General features: G+C 68.4%; 11 protein-coding genes. All 11 read left to right on the top strand.

The window, feature by feature from the left end; translation table 11 throughout:
- The first annotated feature begins 20 nt into the window (after window positions 1-20).
- The 11 genes from IAE24_RS10550 (at window position 21) to IAE24_RS10500 (ending at window position 16,620) form a co-directional block, all read left to right on the top strand.
- Window positions 21-983 carry a helix-turn-helix transcriptional regulator gene (locus IAE24_RS10550; RefSeq protein WP_199960510.1) on the top strand — a complete coding sequence of 321 codons (963 nt, stop codon included), beginning with the start codon at window positions 21-23 and terminating at the stop codon, window positions 981-983.
- Between the two features lie 156 nt (window positions 984-1,139).
- Window positions 1,140-2,462, top strand: coding sequence for an MFS transporter (locus tag IAE24_RS10545; protein ID WP_199960509.1), 1,323 nt, complete (start codon window positions 1,140-1,142; stop codon window positions 2,460-2,462).
- Window positions 2,463-2,478: 16 nt separating this feature from the next.
- Window positions 2,479-3,939 carry an MFS transporter gene (locus IAE24_RS10540; RefSeq protein WP_013804389.1) on the top strand — a complete coding sequence of 487 codons (1,461 nt, stop codon included), beginning with the start codon at window positions 2,479-2,481 and terminating at the stop codon, window positions 3,937-3,939.
- 47 nt (window positions 3,940-3,986) lie between these two features.
- The gene (locus tag IAE24_RS10535; RefSeq protein ID WP_199960508.1) at window positions 3,987-7,772 is read left to right on the top strand and encodes a nitrate reductase subunit alpha; all 3,786 of its coding nucleotides are present in this window, start codon (window positions 3,987-3,989) and stop codon (window positions 7,770-7,772) included.
- An 18-nt stretch (window positions 7,773-7,790) separates the two neighbouring features.
- Window positions 7,791-9,332, top strand: coding sequence for a nitrate reductase subunit beta (narH, locus tag IAE24_RS10530; protein ID WP_199960507.1), 1,542 nt, complete (start codon window positions 7,791-7,793; stop codon window positions 9,330-9,332).
- 11 nt (window positions 9,333-9,343) lie between these two features.
- A complete protein-coding gene (narJ, locus tag IAE24_RS10525) occupies window positions 9,344-10,057 on the top strand; it encodes a nitrate reductase molybdenum cofactor assembly chaperone (RefSeq protein ID WP_199960506.1) in 714 nt (237 codons plus the stop codon).
- Complete coding sequence (gene narI, locus IAE24_RS10520) at window positions 10,054-10,791, top strand: respiratory nitrate reductase subunit gamma (RefSeq protein WP_071954236.1); 738 nt, start codon at window positions 10,054-10,056, stop codon at window positions 10,789-10,791. Before narJ ends, narI begins: the two co-directional genes overlap by 4 nt.
- A 91-nt stretch (window positions 10,792-10,882) precedes the next feature.
- Window positions 10,883-11,704, top strand: a complete 822-nt coding sequence (locus tag IAE24_RS10515) for a peptidylprolyl isomerase (RefSeq protein ID WP_199960505.1) — start codon at window positions 10,883-10,885, stop codon at window positions 11,702-11,704.
- A 14-nt stretch (window positions 11,705-11,718) separates the two neighbouring features.
- The gene (locus IAE24_RS10510) at window positions 11,719-12,396 is read left to right on the top strand and encodes a carbonic anhydrase (protein ID WP_013804384.1); all 678 of its coding nucleotides are present in this window, start codon (window positions 11,719-11,721) and stop codon (window positions 12,394-12,396) included.
- Between the two features lie 55 nt (window positions 12,397-12,451).
- A complete protein-coding gene (locus tag IAE24_RS10505; RefSeq protein ID WP_199960504.1) occupies window positions 12,452-16,045 on the top strand; it encodes an LAGLIDADG family homing endonuclease in 3,594 nt (1,197 codons plus the stop codon).
- Window positions 16,042-16,620, top strand: a complete 579-nt coding sequence (locus tag IAE24_RS10500) for a hemerythrin domain-containing protein (protein WP_123694286.1) — start codon at window positions 16,042-16,044, stop codon at window positions 16,618-16,620. Before IAE24_RS10505 ends, IAE24_RS10500 begins: the two co-directional genes overlap by 4 nt.
- The last annotated feature ends 26 nt before the right edge of the window (window positions 16,621-16,646 follow it).

Genomic DNA, 16,646 nt, shown 5'->3' with positions numbered 1-16,646 from the left:
CGCGCATCCATCCCTCTCACATGACCTCCCGCATCCCTTCCTCGCTTGCCTTGCCCCAGCCCTGTGCGCCGGGCTGGACGCGGCATGCCCTGCCCGCCGAGCTGGGCGACTGCCATGCGGAGCGCTTCACGCTGGGCGACGGCATCGTGCTGGCGCGCTCGCACTACTGCCCGCTGCGCGATCTGGTGGAGGACAGCGTGCAGGCCGATGCCTCGGACCAGGGCCGCACCCTGGTCATCACGCTGGGGCTGGCCGGGGAATCGGGCTTTGTGGCGCGTACGGGTGCGGCACTGCGCTTCGGCGCGGGGCAGACCACGCTGGCAGCCTTTCGCGGCAGCCAGGGCGAGCGCCGCTATGCGGCCGGGCAGACCGTGCGCCAGCTGCGCCTGCTGCTGTCGGGCGCGGCGCTGGACCGCTATCTGGGGGCCGAGCTTTCGCGGCGGCTGACGCAGGTGGACGGCGCGGCCGGCGTGCGGCCCTTGGACCACCGTGCCAGCCTGCCGGCCAGCCTGGCGCTGGCGCGGCGCCTGGCCCAGCCACCCGGGCATCAGCCCACCGATGCGCTGGACCGCCACATCGCCATGCTGAGCCTGGCCGCGCTGGAGCTGCGGCATCTCGCTCCTGCGCCGCAGCCGGCCAAGGCGGCACCGCGCTGGTCGGCCGACGAACTGGCCCGGCTGGAGCAGGCGCGCGAACTGCTGTCCACCCAGATGGACCGCGCGCTGACCCTGGCCTACCTGAGCGCCGCCGTGGGCCTGGGCGAGCACCGGCTCAAGCAGGGCTTTCGCGCGGTCTTCGGCACCACGCCCCAGGCCCTGCTGCTGGAGCTGCGCATGCGCCGCGCCTGGGCGCTGCTGGAGACCGGCTGCCAGGTCGCCCAGGCCGGCTGGCAGGTGGGCTATGCCCATCCGTCGAACTTCAGTGCCGCGTTCACGCGGTTCTATGGGCGCAGCCCGAAATCGGTCTTCGGCCGCCGTTCCTGATCTGCGTCAAGCCTTTTTGTCCCCGATAGTTCTTTGGAACTAGGCCCGCCTGCGCGCTCCTAGTTCTTCCGCCTTGTCCGAGCGTACGGCTGGCGGATGTGCGGCGCGGCCCTCGCGCGGGACCATGGATGCCATAGCCCCCACGAGGAAAACAAAATGGCAAACACAGCGCCCACCGCACAGGGCGACCCCCGCAAGAGCACCAGCACAGGCACACGCCACGACCGCCAGGCCTGGTCGGTCCTGGCCGTCAGCACCCTGGCCTTCACGGTCTGCTTCATGGTCTGGATGATGTTCGGCATCATCGGCATCCCCATCAAGAAGATGCTGGACCTCAACGCCACGCAGTTCGGCCTGCTCACGGCCATGCCCGTGCTCACGGGCTCGCTGGTGCGCGTGCCGCTGGGCATCTGGACCGACCGCTTCGGCGGGCGCATCGTGATGGCGGTGCTGATGGCCGTCACCGTGCCCGCGATCTGGGTGATGGGCTATGCCACCGAGTACTGGCACTTCCTGACCATCGGCCTGTTCGTGGGCCTGGCAGGCGGCTCGTTCTCGGTGGGCACGCCCTATGTGGCGCGCTGGTTTCCCAAGGAGCGTCAGGGCATGGCCATGGGCATCTATGGCGCGGGCAACTCGGGCGCGGCGGTCAACAAGTTCGTGGCGCCGGTGATCCTGGTGGCCTTCGGCTGGGCCGCCGTGCCGCATGCCTATGCGGCCATCATGCTGGGCGCGCTGGTGCTGTTCTGGCTGTTCAGCCACAGCGACCCGGCCCACCTGGTGCCCAGCAACGTGCGCTTCAGCGACCAGTTGAAGGCGCTCAAGGACCCGCGCGTGCTCAAGTACTGCCAGTACTACAGCATCGTCTTCGGCGGCTATGTGGCGCTGAGCCTGTGGATGGTGCAGTACTACGTGGGCGAGTACGGCCTGGACATCCGCGTGGCGGCCCTGCTGGCGGCCTGCTTTTCGCTGCCGGGCGGCGTGCTGCGCGCCATCGGCGGCTGGCTGTCGGACAAGTACGGCGCACACAGCGTGACCTGGTGGGTGATGTGGGTGTGCTGGGTCTGCCTGTTCCTGCTGTCCTATCCGCAGACCGATTTCACGGTGCTCACCACCGAGGGCAGCACCCGCTTTCACCTGGGCCTGAACGTCTATGCCTTCACCGCGCTGATGTTCGTGCTGGGCATTGCCATGGCCTTCGGCAAGGCCAGCGTCTTCAAGTACATCAGCGACGACTACCCCGGAAACATCGGCGCCATCAGCGGCATCGTGGGCCTGGCCGGCGGCATGGGCGGCTTCATCCTGCCCATCCTGTTCGGCGTGCTGCTGGACTGGACGGGCATCCGCTCCAGCGCCTTCATGCTGCTGTACGGCGTGGTCTGGGTGTCGCTGATCTGGATGTATTTCACCGAGGTGCGCCGCACCGACGTGCTCAACAGCCACGGCGGCCACAGCGATGTGCAGCCGGCCGCGCGCTGAACCGCAGGAGTTGCACATGCATGCGAACACCAAGACCGCCGCAAAGGCATCCGCGCGCAGCCGCCCCGGCAGCGTGCTGACCCTCTGGCGCCCCGAGGACAAACAGTTCTGGGAGCGCGAGGGCGAGGCCATCGCCAGGATCAATCTCTGGATCTCGGTGCCCGCCCTGTTCCTGGCCTTTGCCATCTGGCAGGTCTGGAGCGTGGTGGCCGTGAACCTGCCCGCGCTGGGCTTCACCTACTCCACCAACCAGCTGTTCTGGCTGGCGGCGGCGCCCGCGCTGTCGGGCGCCACGCTGCGCATCTTCTATTCCTTCATGGTGCCGCTGATGGGCGGGCGCCGCTGGACGGCGCTGTCCACGGCTTCGCTGCTGATCCCGGCCATCGGCATCGGCTACGCGGTGCAGGACGCCAGCACCGGCTATCCGACCATGCTGATCCTGGCCCTGCTGTGCGGCCTGGGCGGGGGCAACTTCAGCTCCAGCATGGCCAACATCAGCTTCTTCTTTCCCAAGGAGCGCAAGGGCTCGGCCCTGGGCGTGAACGCGGGCCTGGGCAACCTGGGCGTGTCGGTGGTGCAGTTCCTGAGCCCGCTGGTGATCACGGCCGGCATCTTCGGCGTCTTCGGCGGCGATGCGCAGACCATCACCAAGGCCGGCGAGACCACCCGGGTCTGGGCGCAGAACGCGGCCTTCATCTGGGTGCCGTGGATCGCCATCGCCTCGCTGGCCGCCTGGTTCGGCATGAACGACATCGCCGACGCCAAGGCCAGCTTCGCGGCCCAGGCCGCCATCTTCCGGCGCAAGCACAACTGGGTGATGTGCCTGCTGTACCTGGGCACCTTCGGCTCGTTCATCGGCTTTGCCGCCGGCTTTCCGCTGCTGATCAAGAGCCAGTTCCCGGCGGTCAATCCGCTGGCCTATGCCTGGCTGGGCCCGCTGCTGGGCGCGCTGTCGCGGCCCTTTGGCGGCTGGCTGGCCGACAAGGCGGGCGGCGCGCGCGTGACGTTCTGGAACTTCCTCGTCATGGCCGTGGCCGTGGTGGGCGTGCTGTATTTCCTGCCCAAGGGCAGTGGCGGCTACGCGCTGGGCTTCGGCCCCGCCGAGGGCAGCTTCATGGGCTTCTTCCTGATGTTCCTGGTGCTGTTCTTGACCACGGGCATCGGCAACGGATCGACCTTCAGCATGATCCCGGCGATTTTCCTGGCCCTCAAGCAGCGCGAACTGGGCGCCCATCCCAGCGAGCAAGCGCAGGCCCATGCCCTCAAGGAGGGCAATACCGAAGGCGCGGCCGCCCTGGGCTTTGCGGGCGCGCTGGGAGCCTACGGCGGCTTCTTCATCCCCAAGAGCTACGGCAGCTCCATCGCCGCCACGGGCGGGCCCGAGCTGGCGCTGTGGGTGTTTGCCGCCTTCTATGTGCTGTGCGTGGGCGTGACCTGGTGGTACTACGCGCGCAGGAACGCCGAGATGCCCTGCTGAGCCCCGGGCCGCAGACCGCACCGCAACGAACAACAAGGAGTCCCGCGATGAGCCATTTTCTGGACAAGCTTTCCTACTTCTCCCTGCCCCGGCAGGAATTCTCCAACGGCCATGGCCAGGTGACGGGCGAGGACCGCACCTGGGAAGACGCCTACCGCGACCGCTGGGCGCATGACAAGGTGGTGCGCTCCACGCACGGCGTGAACTGCACGGGCTCGTGCTCGTGGAAGATCTACGTCAAGGGCGGCATCGTGACCTGGGAGACCCAGCAGACAGACTACCCGCGCACGCGCGCCGACCTGCCCAACCACGAGCCGCGCGGCTGCGCGCGCGGCGCCAGCTACAGCTGGTACCTGTACAGCGCCAACCGCGTCAAATACCCCATGGTGCGCGGCCGGCTGCTCAAGCACTGGCGTGCCGCCCTGGCCGTGGCCAGGAGCCCGGTCGATGCCTGGGCCGCCATCGTCGAGAACGCGGATGCGCGCAGCGAGTGGCAAAAGCAGCGCGGCCTGGGCGGCTTCGTGCGCAGCAGCTGGGACGAGGTCAACCGCATGATCGCGGCGGCCAACGTCTACACCATCAAGAAGCACGGGCCGGACCGCATCATCGGCTTCTCGCCGATTCCGGCCATGTCCATGATCTCGTATGCCGCAGGCAGCCGCTACCTGAGCCTGATCGGCGGCGTGTGCATGAGCTTCTACGACTGGTACTGCGACCTGCCGCCGGCCAGCCCCCAGACCTGGGGCGAGCAGACCGACGTGCCAGAGAGCGCCGACTGGTACAACTCCAACTTCATCATCGCCTGGGGCTCCAACGTGCCCCAGACGCGCACCCCCGACGCCCACTTCTTCACCGAGGTCCGCTACAAGGGCGCCAAGGTCGTGGCCGTCACGCCCGACTACTCCGAGGTCGCCAAGCTGGCCGACCTGTGGATGCACCCCAAGCAGGGTACGGACGCGGCTGTGGCCATGGCCATGGGCCACGTCATCCTCAAGGAGTTCTACTTCGGCGAGCGCGGCCGCCCAGCCTATTTCGAGGACTATGCGCGCCGCTACACCGACCTGCCGCTGCTGATCCGCCTCAAGCGCCAGCAACTGCCCGATGGCCGCACGGCCCTGGTGCCCGAGCGCTATGTGCGCGCCAGCGACTTCGACGGCCACCTGGGCCAGGACAGCAATCCCGAGTGGAAGACCGTGGCCTACGGCGAGGACGGCGGCGTGGCCCTGCCCAACGGCTCCATCGGCTTTCGCTGGGGCGAGGCCGGCCGCGCCGACGAGGGCCTGTGGAACCTCGAATCCAAGGAGGCGCGCACGGGCAATGACGTGCAGCTTAAGCTCTCGGTGCTGGACGGCCAGGGCGTGGACAGTGAAGTGGCCGACGTGGCCTTCCCCTACTTCGGCGGCCTGCAGTCGCCGGGCTTCGACGCCAACGAGCAGGGCACGGACGTGCTGCTGCGCCGCGTGCCCGTCTCGCGCATGGTGCTGGACGGCGAGGAGGCCGTCGTGGCCACCGTGTTCGACCTGCTGGCGGGCAACTACGGCATCCACCGCGGTCTGGAAGGCGAGGGCGCTGATGGTGGCTATGACGCCGATGCGCCCTACACCCCGGCCTGGCAGGAAAAGATCACCGGCGTGCCGCGTGACCAGGTGATCGCCATTGCGCGCCAGTTCGCCGACAACGCCGAGAAGACGCGCGGCAAGTCCATGGTCATCATCGGCGCGGCCATGAACCACTGGTACCACTGCGACATGAACTACCGCGGCATCATCAACATGCTGATGCTGTGCGGCTGCATAGGCCAGAGCGGCGGCGGCTGGGCGCACTACGTGGGCCAGGAAAAGCTGCGCCCGCAGACCGGCTGGACCGCGCTGGCCTTTGCGCTGGACTGGCTGCGCCCGCCGCGCCAGATGAACTCCACCAGCTTCTTCTACGCCCACACCGACCAGTGGCGCTACGAGAAGCTGGGTGTGGAAGAGGTGCTGTCCCCGCTGGCCGACCGCAGCCAGTACGGCGGCGCCATGATCGACTACAACGTGCGCGCCGAGCGCATGGGCTGGCTGCCCAGCGCACCGCAGCTGCAGGCCAACCCGCTGCAGCTGGTGCGCGACGCCCAGGCCCAGGGCCTGGACGTGAAGGACCACGTGGTGCAGTCCCTGCAGGACGGCTCGCTGTCCATGAGCTGCGAGGACCCCGACCACCCGGCCAACTGGCCGCGCAACATGTTCGTGTGGCGCTCCAACATCCTGGGCAGCTCGGGCAAGGGCCATGAGTACTTCCTCAAGCACCTGCTGGGCACCACGCACGGCGTGCAAGGAAAAGACCTGGGCCACGATGAAGCCAAGCCGCAGGAAGTGCGCTGGCACGACAAGGCGCCCGAAGGCAAGCTGGACCTGCTGGTCACGCTGGACTTCCGCATGAGCACCACCTGCCTGTACTCGGACATCGTCCTGCCCACGGCCACCTGGTATGAGAAGAACGACCTCAACACCAGCGACATGCACCCCTTCATCCATCCGCTGTCGGCGGCCGTGGACCCGGCCTGGCAGGCCAGGAGCGACTGGGAGATCTACAAGGGCTTCGCCAAGTCCTTCAGCGAGGTCTGCGTGGGCCACCTGGGCGTGGAAAAGGACGTGGTGCTGACGCCGCTGATGCACGACACCCCCGCCGAGCTGGCCCAGCCCGATGGCGTGCGCGACTGGAAGAAGGGCGAGTGCGCCCTGATCCCCGGCAAGACCGCGCCGCAGATTGCGGTGGTCGAGCGCGACTATCCCAACCTCTACAAGCGCTTCACGGCCCTGGGCCCGCTGATGGACAGGCTGGGCAACGGCGGCAAGGGCATCGGCTGGAACACCGAGACCGAGGTGGAGCAACTGGGCGAGCTCAACGGCCTGGTGCGCGAGGAAGGCGTGAGCCAGGGCCGCCCGCGCATCGTCACCGACATCGACGCCACCGAGGTGGTGATGATGCTGGCGCCCGAGACCAACGGCCACGTGGCCGTCAAGGCCTGGGAGGCGCTGTCGAAGCAGACGGGGCGCGAGCACGCCCACCTGGCCCTGCACCGCGAGGACGAGAAGATCCGCTTTCGCGACATCCAGGCCCAGCCGCGCAAGATCATCAGCTCGCCCACCTGGTCGGGCCTGGAAAGCGAGAAGGTCAGCTACAACGCCTGCTACACCAACGTGCATGAGCTGATCCCATGGCGCACCCTCACCGGCCGCCAGCAGTTCTACCAGGACCACCCGTGGATGCGCGACTTCGGCGAAGGCTTCGTCAGCTACCGCCCGCCCGTGCACATGAAGGCGCTGCAGGAAGTGCAGGGCCAAAAGCCCAACGGCCACCCCGAGATCGCGCTGAACTTCATCACGCCGCACCAGAAGTGGGGCATCCACTCCACCTATGGCGACAACCTGATGATGCTCACGCTGGCGCGTGGCGGCCCCATCGTCTGGCTCAGCGAGGACGACGCCAAGAGCGCCGGCATCGCCGACAACGACTGGGTGGAGCTGTACAACGCCAACGGCGCCATCGCGGCGCGGGCCGTGGTCAGCCAGCGCGTCAAGCCGGGCATGGTGATGATGTACCACGCGCAGGAGAAGACCATCAACACGCCGGGCTCGGAGATCACCGGCACGCGCGGCGGTATCCACAACTCGGTCACGCGCATCGTGCTCAAGCCCACCCACATGATCGGCGGCTACGCGCAGTACAGCTACGGCTTCAACTACTACGGAACCATCGGCACCAACCGCGACGAGTTCGTCCTGGTGCGCAAGATGCGCCGCATCGACTGGCTGGATGACGAAGCTCCGGCCGGCGCAGCCGCCCATGCCTGAACAACAAGGAGAAACACGATGAAAATCCGCGCACAGATCGGCATGGTGCTGAACCTGGACAAGTGCATCGGCTGCCACACCTGCTCCGTCACCTGCAAGAACGTCTGGACCAGCCGCCCCGGCGTCGAATACGCCTGGTTCAACAACGTCGAGACCAAGCCCGGCATCGGCTACCCGCGCGAGTGGGAAAACCAGGCCAAGTGGAACGGCGGCTGGATGCGCCGCACGGACGGCTCCATCGCGCCCCGCCAGGGCGGCAAGTGGAGCCTGTTGATGCGCATCTTCGCCAACCCCAACCTGCCCCAGATCGACGACTACTACGAACCCTTCACCTACGACTACGAGCACCTGCAGTCGGCCAGGGAAAGCAAGGCCGCGCCCACGGCGCGCGCGCGCAGCCTGATCTCGGGCCAGCGCATGGAGAAGATCGAATGGGGTCCGAACTGGGAGGAAATCCTGGGCGGCGAATTCAGCAAGCGCAGCCATGACGTGAACTTCGAGCAGATCCAGAAGGACATCTACGGCCAGTTCGAGAACACCTTCATGATGTACCTGCCGCGCCTGTGCGAGCACTGCCTGAACCCGGCCTGCGTGGCGTCCTGCCCCTCGGGCTCGATCTACAAGCGCGAGGAGGACGGCATCGTCCTCATCGACCAGGACAAGTGCCGCGGCTGGCGCATGTGCGTCTCCGGCTGCCCCTACAAGAAGATCTACTACAACTGGCAAAGCGGCAAGGCCGAAAAATGCATCTTCTGCTACCCGCGCATCGAGGCCGGCCAGCCCACCGTCTGCTCCGAAACCTGCGTGGGCCGCATCCGCTACCTGGGCGTGCTGCTGTACGACGCCGACCGCATCGAGGAAGCGGCCAGCGTGGAGCGCGACCGCGACCTCTACCAGGCGCAGCTGGACATCTTCCTGGACCCCAATGACCCCGAGGTCATCCGCCAGGCCCGCATCGACGGCATCCCCGACGCCTGGATCGAGGCCGCCCAGTCCAGCCCCGTCTACAAGATGGCCGTGGACTGGAAGGTGGCCCTGCCGCTGCACCCCGAGTACCGCACCCTGCCCATGGTCTGGTATGTGCCGCCGCTGTCGCCCATCACCTCGGCGGCGAACGCCGGGCATCTCGACAGTGTCGGCCGCAGCCCCATCAATGGCGACCTGCCCGATGTCTCGCAGCTGCGCATCCCCGTGCAGTACCTGGCCAACCTGCTCACCGCCGGCGACACCACGCCCGTGGTGCGCGCGCTGGAGCGCATGCTGGCCATGCGCGCGTACCAGCGCAGCAAGCACGTGGACCAGGAACAGAACCTGGCCGTGCTCCAGTACGCGGGACTGACGGTGGACGAGGTCGAGGACATGTACCAGACCATGGCGATCGCCAACTACGAGGACCGCTTCGTCATCCCCTCGGCCCACCGCGAATACGCCGAAAGCGCGTTCGATTTGCGCGGCGGCTGCGGCTTCTCGTTCGGCAACGGCTGCTCCGACGGCAGCACCGACGCCAGCCTGTTCGGCGGCAAGAAGCCGCGCACCATCCCCATCCACGCGCAAATGTGAGGACTGCCGCCATGTTCAATCACAACACCTCCTCCCCCGTGCGCCTGACGCTGCGCGCGCTGGCCTGCCTCATCGGCTACCCCGGCGCCGAGCTGCGCGCCCTGCTGCCGGGCCTGATCGACGCCCTGCGCCTGGAGCAATCCGTGGCGCCCGCGCGGCTGCGCGAGTTGCAGCAGCTGGCCGAGCAGCTGCAGGCCATGGACCCCTTCGAGGCCGAGGCCCGCTACGTGGACACCTTCGACCGGGGCCACCAGACCTCGCTGCACCTGTTCGAGCATGTGCACGGCGACTCGGCCGACCGGGGCCCGGCGCTGATCGACCTGCAGCAGACCTACGAGCGCGCGGGCCTGGCCTTCGAGGCCGACGAACTGCCCGACCACCTGGCCGTGGTGCTGGAGTTCGCCTCCACCCAGCCGCCGACCATCGCCCGTGAATTCCTGGGCGAGATGGCCCACATCCTCAACGCCCTGTTCACGGCGCTGGTGCGGCGCGACAGCCCCTACGCCAGCGTGATCGCGGCCGTGCTGGAGATCACCGGCCACAGGGCCGAGCGCGTGGAAATCCGCCCCGAGCCCGCCATGGACGAGGCCTGGGCCGAACCCGCCGCCTTCGACGGCTGCAGCAGCCAGGGCCAATCCCGCCCCGGCGCCGAGCAGCCCGTGTATTTCGTGCGCCGCACGGCGGCGCCCCAAGCCCAAGGACCCCGCCAAAGGAGCCTGACATGACCCCCTCCTGGATAGACCACCTGCTCTTCGGCCTCTACCCCTACATCTGCCTGGCCGTGTTCTTCATCGGCAGCTGGCTGCGCTTCGACCGCGACCAGTACACCTGGAAGAGCGACTCATCGCAGCTGCTGCGCAGCGGCAGCCTGCGCTGGGGCAGCAACCTGTTCCACATCGGTGTGCTGTTTCTGTTCTTCGGCCACACCGTGGGCATGCTCACGCCGCACTTCGTCTACGAGCCCTTCATGGCCGCAGGCGCCAAGCAGCTGCTGGCCATGGTCAGCGGCGGCATCGCGGGCACGCTGGGCTTCATCGGCCTCACCATCTTGCTGCACCGCCGGCTGTCGGACGTGCGCATCCGCGCCAACTCCAGGTTCAGCGACATCGCCATCCTCTGGCTGCTGTGGCTGCAGCTGCTGCTGGGCCTGGCCACCATTCCGCTGTCGGCAAAGCACATGGACGGCTCCATGATGATGGCCCTGGCCGAATGGGCGCAGCGCATCGTCACCTTCCGTGGCGGCGCGGCCGAACTGCTGGCCGAGGCCGGCTGGGTGTTCAAGGCCCACATGTTCCTGGGCATGAGCATCTTCCTGGTCTTCCCCTTCACGCGCCTGGTCCACGTCTGGAGCGGCTTCGGCACCCTGGTCTACCTGCTGCGTCCCTACCAGCTGGTGCGCTCGCGCCGCCTGGGCCTGCCCGCATCGTCGGCACGCCGTGATGCCAAGCCCGGCCATTGAGGAGATCGACATGGAACATGGATGCAACGGATCGGGCGGCGGCCACTGCGGCTGCGCGTCTTCAACCCCTTCTTCTACTTCTTCTGCACCGATGGGGGATCTCCCGGCGATTCCCGAAGTGCCCGCCTTCCAGCCCGTGGGCGCGGCCGGGGCCGAGGTGGCCCGCATCAACAACACGCCGCTGCACGCACCCGGACAGCGCCCGCCCGAGCGCGAACTGCGCCAGCGCGCCTGCACCGAGCTGCTGCGCCAGGCGGCCCAGCGCGAAGGCCTGCTGGGCGCCGATGATGCGGCCGGCGACGACGGCGTCATCAGCGAGCGCGCCTCCCAGGCCATAGAGCAGCTGCTGGAGCAATCGCTGCACCTGCCCGAGCCCGGCGAGGACGCCTGCCGCCGCCACTTCGATGCCAACCCCGCGCGCTTCGCCCAGGGCGAGCGCGTGCGCCTGCGCCACGTGCTGTTTGCCGTCACGCCCGGCGTGGACGTGCGCGCCCTCACCCAGCGGGCCGAGGCCCTGCTGATCGAGCTGCGCTGCGCCGACGACGCCGGCCTGCGCTTTGCCGAGGCCGCGCGCCAATGGTCCAACTGCCCCAGCGGCCAGCACGGCGGCGAACTGGGCTGGCTGGGCCGCAGCGACTGCGCGCCCGAATTCGCGCGCGATGTCTTTGCCTCCCAGGAAATCGGCGTGCTGCCGCGCCTGGTGCACAGCCGCTTCGGCCTGCACGTGGTCGAGGTCTGCGCGCGCGAGGCGGGCGTTCTGCCCGACTGGCAGCAGGCGCGCCCGGCCGTCGCCCAGGCCCTGCACCAGCAGACCTGGGTGAGCGCGCTCCACCAGTACCTGCAACTGTTGGCCGGCCAGTCCGAAGTGGTGGGCGTGCGCATCGCTGCGGCCGACTCGCCGCTGGTGCAATAGCCGGGGAAGTGCCCATGCCCGACGACGAGCTGCTGCTGCGCCTGCGGCGCTTCCACGAGCACGCCTTCCCGCAGTACCGCGCGCAGTTCCGCACCCTGGTCGACGAGGGCCAGCACCCGACCACGCTGTTCATCGGCTGCTCGGACTCGCGCCTCGTGCCCTACCTGCTCACGGGGGCCCCGCCGGGCGAGCTGTTCCTGGTGCGCAACGTGGGCGCCTTCGTGCCGCCGTACGACGGATCGCACGGCCACCACGGCACGGCGGCGGCCATCGAATTCGCCGTGCTCAACCTGCAGGTCAGCCGCATCGTGGTCTGCGGCCACAGCCACTGCGGAGCCATCAAGGCCCTGTATGGAGAAGTCTCGCCCGAGGCACGCAACCTGCAGCGCTGGCTGGACCTGGGCCGCGAGGCCGTGCTGCCCGTGCAGGCCGGCCCCGAGGCGCTGCGCCGCACCGAGCAGCGCGCCGTCGTGCTGCAGCTCGAACGGTTGATGGACTATCCCATGGTGCGATCGCGGGTAGAGGCCGGGCAGCTCAGCCTGCACGGATGGCACTATGTCATCGAAGACGGCGAAGTCCATGTCTTCGATGTCCAGACCGGCCGCTTTGTTGCGGCATCTCAAGCTCCGCACAGCGGCACCGGGCCGTACCCGCCCTACGTGGAGCATGATGGACAAGTGCTTGTCGACTGAGGCCCGAGCAAGTGCCAGGGACGGCGGCAGGCAAGTCAACACGGGAGCCATGCCAATGCATCGCGAAAACCTGGGCCGCGCGCAGGACGCGGCGGATCTGCAGCCCATCAGCCTCGATGTGCTGCGCGAAAAATACCTCAAGAACGGCGAGACCGGCGTGGGCGAGCTCTACGCCCGCGTGGCCCGCGCCCTGGCCTCGGTCGAGCCCGAGGCGCGCCGCGCCGAATGCGAGGCCCTGTTCCTGGCCAACCTGCAGGCCGGCGCCATAGGCGCGGGGCGCATCATGAGCGCGGCCGGCACCGACCTGCAGGCCACGCTGATCAACTGCTTCGTGCAGCCCGTGGGCGACTGCATCCAGGGCGTGGACGACGGTGGCTACCCCGGCATCTACGAAGCCCTGCGCGAAGCCGCCGAAACCATGCGCCGCGGCGGCGGCGTGGGCTACGACTTCTCGCGCATCCGCCCCCGTGGCGCCGAGGTGCGCGCCACCGCCTCGCTGGCCTCGGGCCCGTGCAGCTACATCAACGTCTTCGACCAGTCCTGCGCCACCGTGGAAAGCGCGGGCGCGCGGCGCGGCGCCCAGATGGGCGTGCTGCGCATCGACCACCCCGACGTGCTCGAATTCATCACCGCCAAGCGCACGCCGGGCCGCTGGAACAACTTCAACGTCTCGGTCGGCGTCAGCGACGCGTTCATGCAGGCCGTGGCCGAAGACCAGCCCTGGCACCTGGTGCATCGCGCCCGCCCCGGCACCGCCCTGCTGGAGCAGGGTGCCCACCAGCGCGCCGACGGCCAGTGGGTCTACCAGACCCTGCCCGCCCGCACGCTGTGGGACACCATCATGCGCTCGGCCTACGACTTCGCCGAGCCCGGTATCCTCTTCCTGGACCACATCAACGACGACAACAACCTGCGCTACTGCGAGGAGATCGCGGCGACGAATCCTTGCGTCACGGCAGATACCTGGGTACTCACCGAGTCGGGACCAGCCCAGGTTGCAGACCTCGTCGGAAAGACATTTGGCGCCGTGGTCGACGGCCAGGTTTACGCCACCGAAAGCGCGGGCTTCTTTGCCACCGGCCGCAAGCCGGTGCTGCGGCTGACCACACGCGAGGGCCAGGTGCTGCGCCTGACCGCAGACCATCTGGTGCGGCGTGTCGCTCGCCGCACGCGCTATGCGTTGCAGGCTGAATGGACTCCGGCCGCCCAACTGCAGGCAGGCGATGAGGTACTGCTGCACAACCACCGTGCGCTTCAAGGCTGGGATGGGCGGGGCACCGAGGCCGAAGGCTACCTGTTGGGCCTGCTGATAGGCGATGGAACCCTCAAGGCCGACAAGGCGGTGATCAGCGTATGGGCGCCCGAGCTGCGCCAGGTCGCAGGCAACGCCAGCAGTGCTTTGGCCTATGCCGCGACGGGCGCGGCAGGCATCATGCAGGCCGCCGAGGCTGCAGCCGCCAGCTTGCGCCACCGCGCGGATTTCCGTGGATTCCAGCGGCCAGTGGCGGGACGTGGCGAGGCGCGCATGGCCAGTGCCGCATTGCGCGATCTGGCGCTTGGCATGGGGATGGAGCCAGGGCGCAAGTGCATCACCAAGTCCATGGAAGCGGCCTCTTCTGCATTTTCCGCAGGGCTGCTGCGCGGCCTGTTTGATGCCGATGGATCGGTCCAGGGCACACAGGACAAGGGCGTGAGCCTGCGCCTGTCACAGAGCGATTCTGAGTTGCTGCGTACCGTGCAGCGCATGCTGCTGCGCCAGGGCATGGCGTCGACGATTTATGAGAACCGTCGGCCAGCCCAACTGCGCGCCATGCCCGACGGCAAAGGCGGCCAGCGCGACTATGCAACCCAGCCACAGCATGAACTGGTCATCAGCGGCGACAACCTTGGCATCTTTGCCGACCGCATAGGCCTTGCGGACACCGACAAGGCCGAACGGCTGGAGCAGGCCCTGGCCCAGTACCGGCGTACCCCGAACCGTGAGCGCTTCACTGCCACCGTCCAGGTGTTGGAGAGCGACGGTGAGGAAATGGTCTATGACGTCACGGTGGCAGACTGCCACGCCTTCGACGCCAATGGCCTGTATGTGCACAACTGCGGCGAACAGCCGCTTCCCTCCTACGGCTGCTGCGACCTCGGCCCCGTCATCCTCACGCGCTTCGTGCGCCATCCGTTCGGCTTTGCGGGCGAGCCTGTGTTCGACTTCGAGGCCTTCGAGCGTGCCGTGGCCGTGCAGGTGCGTGCGCTGGACAACGTGCTGGAGCTGACCTGGTGGCCGCTGCCGCAGCAGCGCGAGGAAAGCGAGGCCAAGCGGCGCATCGGCGTGGGCTTCACGGGCATGGGCAATGCGCTGGCCATGCTGCGCCTGCGCTACGACGCGCCCGAGGGCCGGGCCATGGCCGCGCGCATTGCCGAGCGCATGCGCGATGCGGCCTATGGCGCCTCGGTGGAGCTGGCGCGCGAGAAGGGGGCCTTCCCCAAGTTCGACGCCGATGGCTATCTGGCCGAAGGCACCTTCGCCAGCCGCCTGCCCGATGCGCTGCGCCAGCGCATACGCACGCACGGCATACGCAACAGCCACCTGCTGTCCATCGCGCCCACGGGCACGGTCAGCCTGGCCTTTGCCGACAACGCCTCCAACGGCATAGAGCCGCCGTTCTCCTGGACCTACAAGCGAAAGAAGCGCACGGCCGATGGCGGCAGCGCCGAGTACGCGGTCGAAGACCATGCCTGGCGCCTGTACCGCTCGCTGGGCGGCGACGTGCAGCAGCTGCCCGACTACTTCGTCAGCGCGCTGCAGATGCCTGCGGCCGGCCACATCGCCATGATGCAGGCCGTGCAGCCCTTCGTGGACACGGCGATCTCCAAGACCGTCAACGTGGCGGCCGACTATCCCTACGAGGACTTCAAGGACCTGTACCGCCAGGCCTGGAAGGCCGGCCTCAAGGGCCTGGCCACCTACCGGCCCAACACCATTCTGGGCGCCGTGCTCGAAACCCATGCGCCTGAATCTGCTGAAAAGCCGGCCTCCCCCGCGCCGGCAGGGTTAGCGGCTTCCGCACCCGACCCGCTGCGCACCGTGATAGAAAGCCGCCCCCAGGGCGCGCTGGACGCCGTGGCCGAGAAGATCGAGTACTGGACCCAGCAAGGTCCCAAGCGCCTGTACCTGGTCGTCTCCTTCCTGCCCGTGGTGCTGCCCGATGGCCGCACGGTGGACCGCGCCATCGAATTCTTCATGCCCGTGGGCCAGAGCGGCGAGTCCCAGCAATGGGTGACCTCCAGCATGCGCCTGCTGTCACTGGCCGCGCGCGGCGGCTTCCTGGAGCGCGCCCTCAGCGACATGCGCAAGGTGGCCTGGGACCGGGGCCCCGTGCGCCTGGGCACCCACCAGCGCGACGACGGCACGCGCGTGCCCATGTGGCACGACTCCGAGGTGGCCGCCATCGCCTATGCGGTGCAGAACATCCTGGCCCGGCGCGGCAGCGGCGTACCGCCCGCCCCATCGCCGCTGCCCGAGCCCGAAGCTCTGGCCACCGACCCCATGGTCATGGCCGGCCGCAAATGCGAGGAATGCGGCGCCCATGCCGTGATCCGCAAGGACGGCTGCGAGTACTGCACGGCCTGCGGCCATCTGGGGAGCTGTGGATGAAAGTGTTCGTGGCCCCGCGCCCGCAGGGCGATGCCGTGCCCGGCTGGCGCGCGCCCGGCACGGGCTTCGACCAGCCCTTCGAAATGCTCGAAGCCTGCCACGAGCGCGTGCTGCGCATGCTGGCGCTGCTGGACCGGCTGCGCGTGCATCTCCAGACCAAAGGTTGCGACGACAGCGCACGCCAGGCGGCGCGCGACATCCTGCGCTACTTCGACCAGGCGGCGCCGCTGCACCATGAGGACGAAGAGTTGCATGTCTTCCCGCCGCTGCTGGAGCAGGGCGATGCGCAGACTGTGGCCCTGGTGCAGCGCCTGCAGCGCGAGCACGGCCTGATGAGCGCCGACTGGGCGCTGGCGCGCCAGCCGCTGCTGGACATGGCCGAGGGGCGTTGCCAGGGCTTTGGCGCGGCTGACGAGGCGGTGTTCGAACGCTTCGCGGCCTGCTATGCCAGCCATGTCGAGAATGAAGAGCGGCTGGCCTACCCCCAGGCGCGCGGCCTGCTGCCAGAGGCAACGCAGGCGGCCATGGGCCGTGAGATGGCCGTGCGGCGCGGCGCGGACCTGTCACGGAGATAGCGCCGCCGGCAGCGCGCGGGAGCCGG

Source organism: Delftia sp. S65 (assembly GCF_016516495.1).
GTDB classification, from domain to species: domain Bacteria; phylum Pseudomonadota; class Gammaproteobacteria; order Burkholderiales; family Burkholderiaceae_C; genus Comamonas; species Comamonas acidovorans.
This window is presented reverse-complemented; position numbering and strand designations above follow the sequence as displayed.

Coding starts and splice junctions, on each gene's coding strand:
- IAE24_RS10535 (WP_199960508.1), top strand. CDS start 3,987: ATGAGCCATTTTCTGGACAAGCTTTCCTACTTCTCCCTGCCCCGGCAG.
- IAE24_RS10545 (WP_199960509.1), top strand. CDS start 1,140: ATGGCAAACACAGCGCCCACCGCACAGGGCGACCCCCGCAAGAGCACC.
- IAE24_RS10500 (WP_123694286.1), top strand. CDS start 16,042: ATGAAAGTGTTCGTGGCCCCGCGCCCGCAGGGCGATGCCGTGCCCGGC.
- IAE24_RS10550 (WP_199960510.1), top strand. CDS start 21: ATGACCTCCCGCATCCCTTCCTCGCTTGCCTTGCCCCAGCCCTGTGCG.
- narI (WP_071954236.1), top strand. CDS start 10,054: ATGACCCCCTCCTGGATAGACCACCTGCTCTTCGGCCTCTACCCCTAC.
- IAE24_RS10540 (WP_013804389.1), top strand. CDS start 2,479: ATGCATGCGAACACCAAGACCGCCGCAAAGGCATCCGCGCGCAGCCGC.
- IAE24_RS10515 (WP_199960505.1), top strand. CDS start 10,883: ATGGGGGATCTCCCGGCGATTCCCGAAGTGCCCGCCTTCCAGCCCGTG.
- IAE24_RS10510 (WP_013804384.1), top strand. CDS start 11,719: ATGCCCGACGACGAGCTGCTGCTGCGCCTGCGGCGCTTCCACGAGCAC.
- IAE24_RS10505 (WP_199960504.1), top strand. CDS start 12,452: ATGCATCGCGAAAACCTGGGCCGCGCGCAGGACGCGGCGGATCTGCAG.
- narJ (WP_199960506.1), top strand. CDS start 9,344: ATGTTCAATCACAACACCTCCTCCCCCGTGCGCCTGACGCTGCGCGCG.
- narH (WP_199960507.1), top strand. CDS start 7,791: ATGAAAATCCGCGCACAGATCGGCATGGTGCTGAACCTGGACAAGTGC.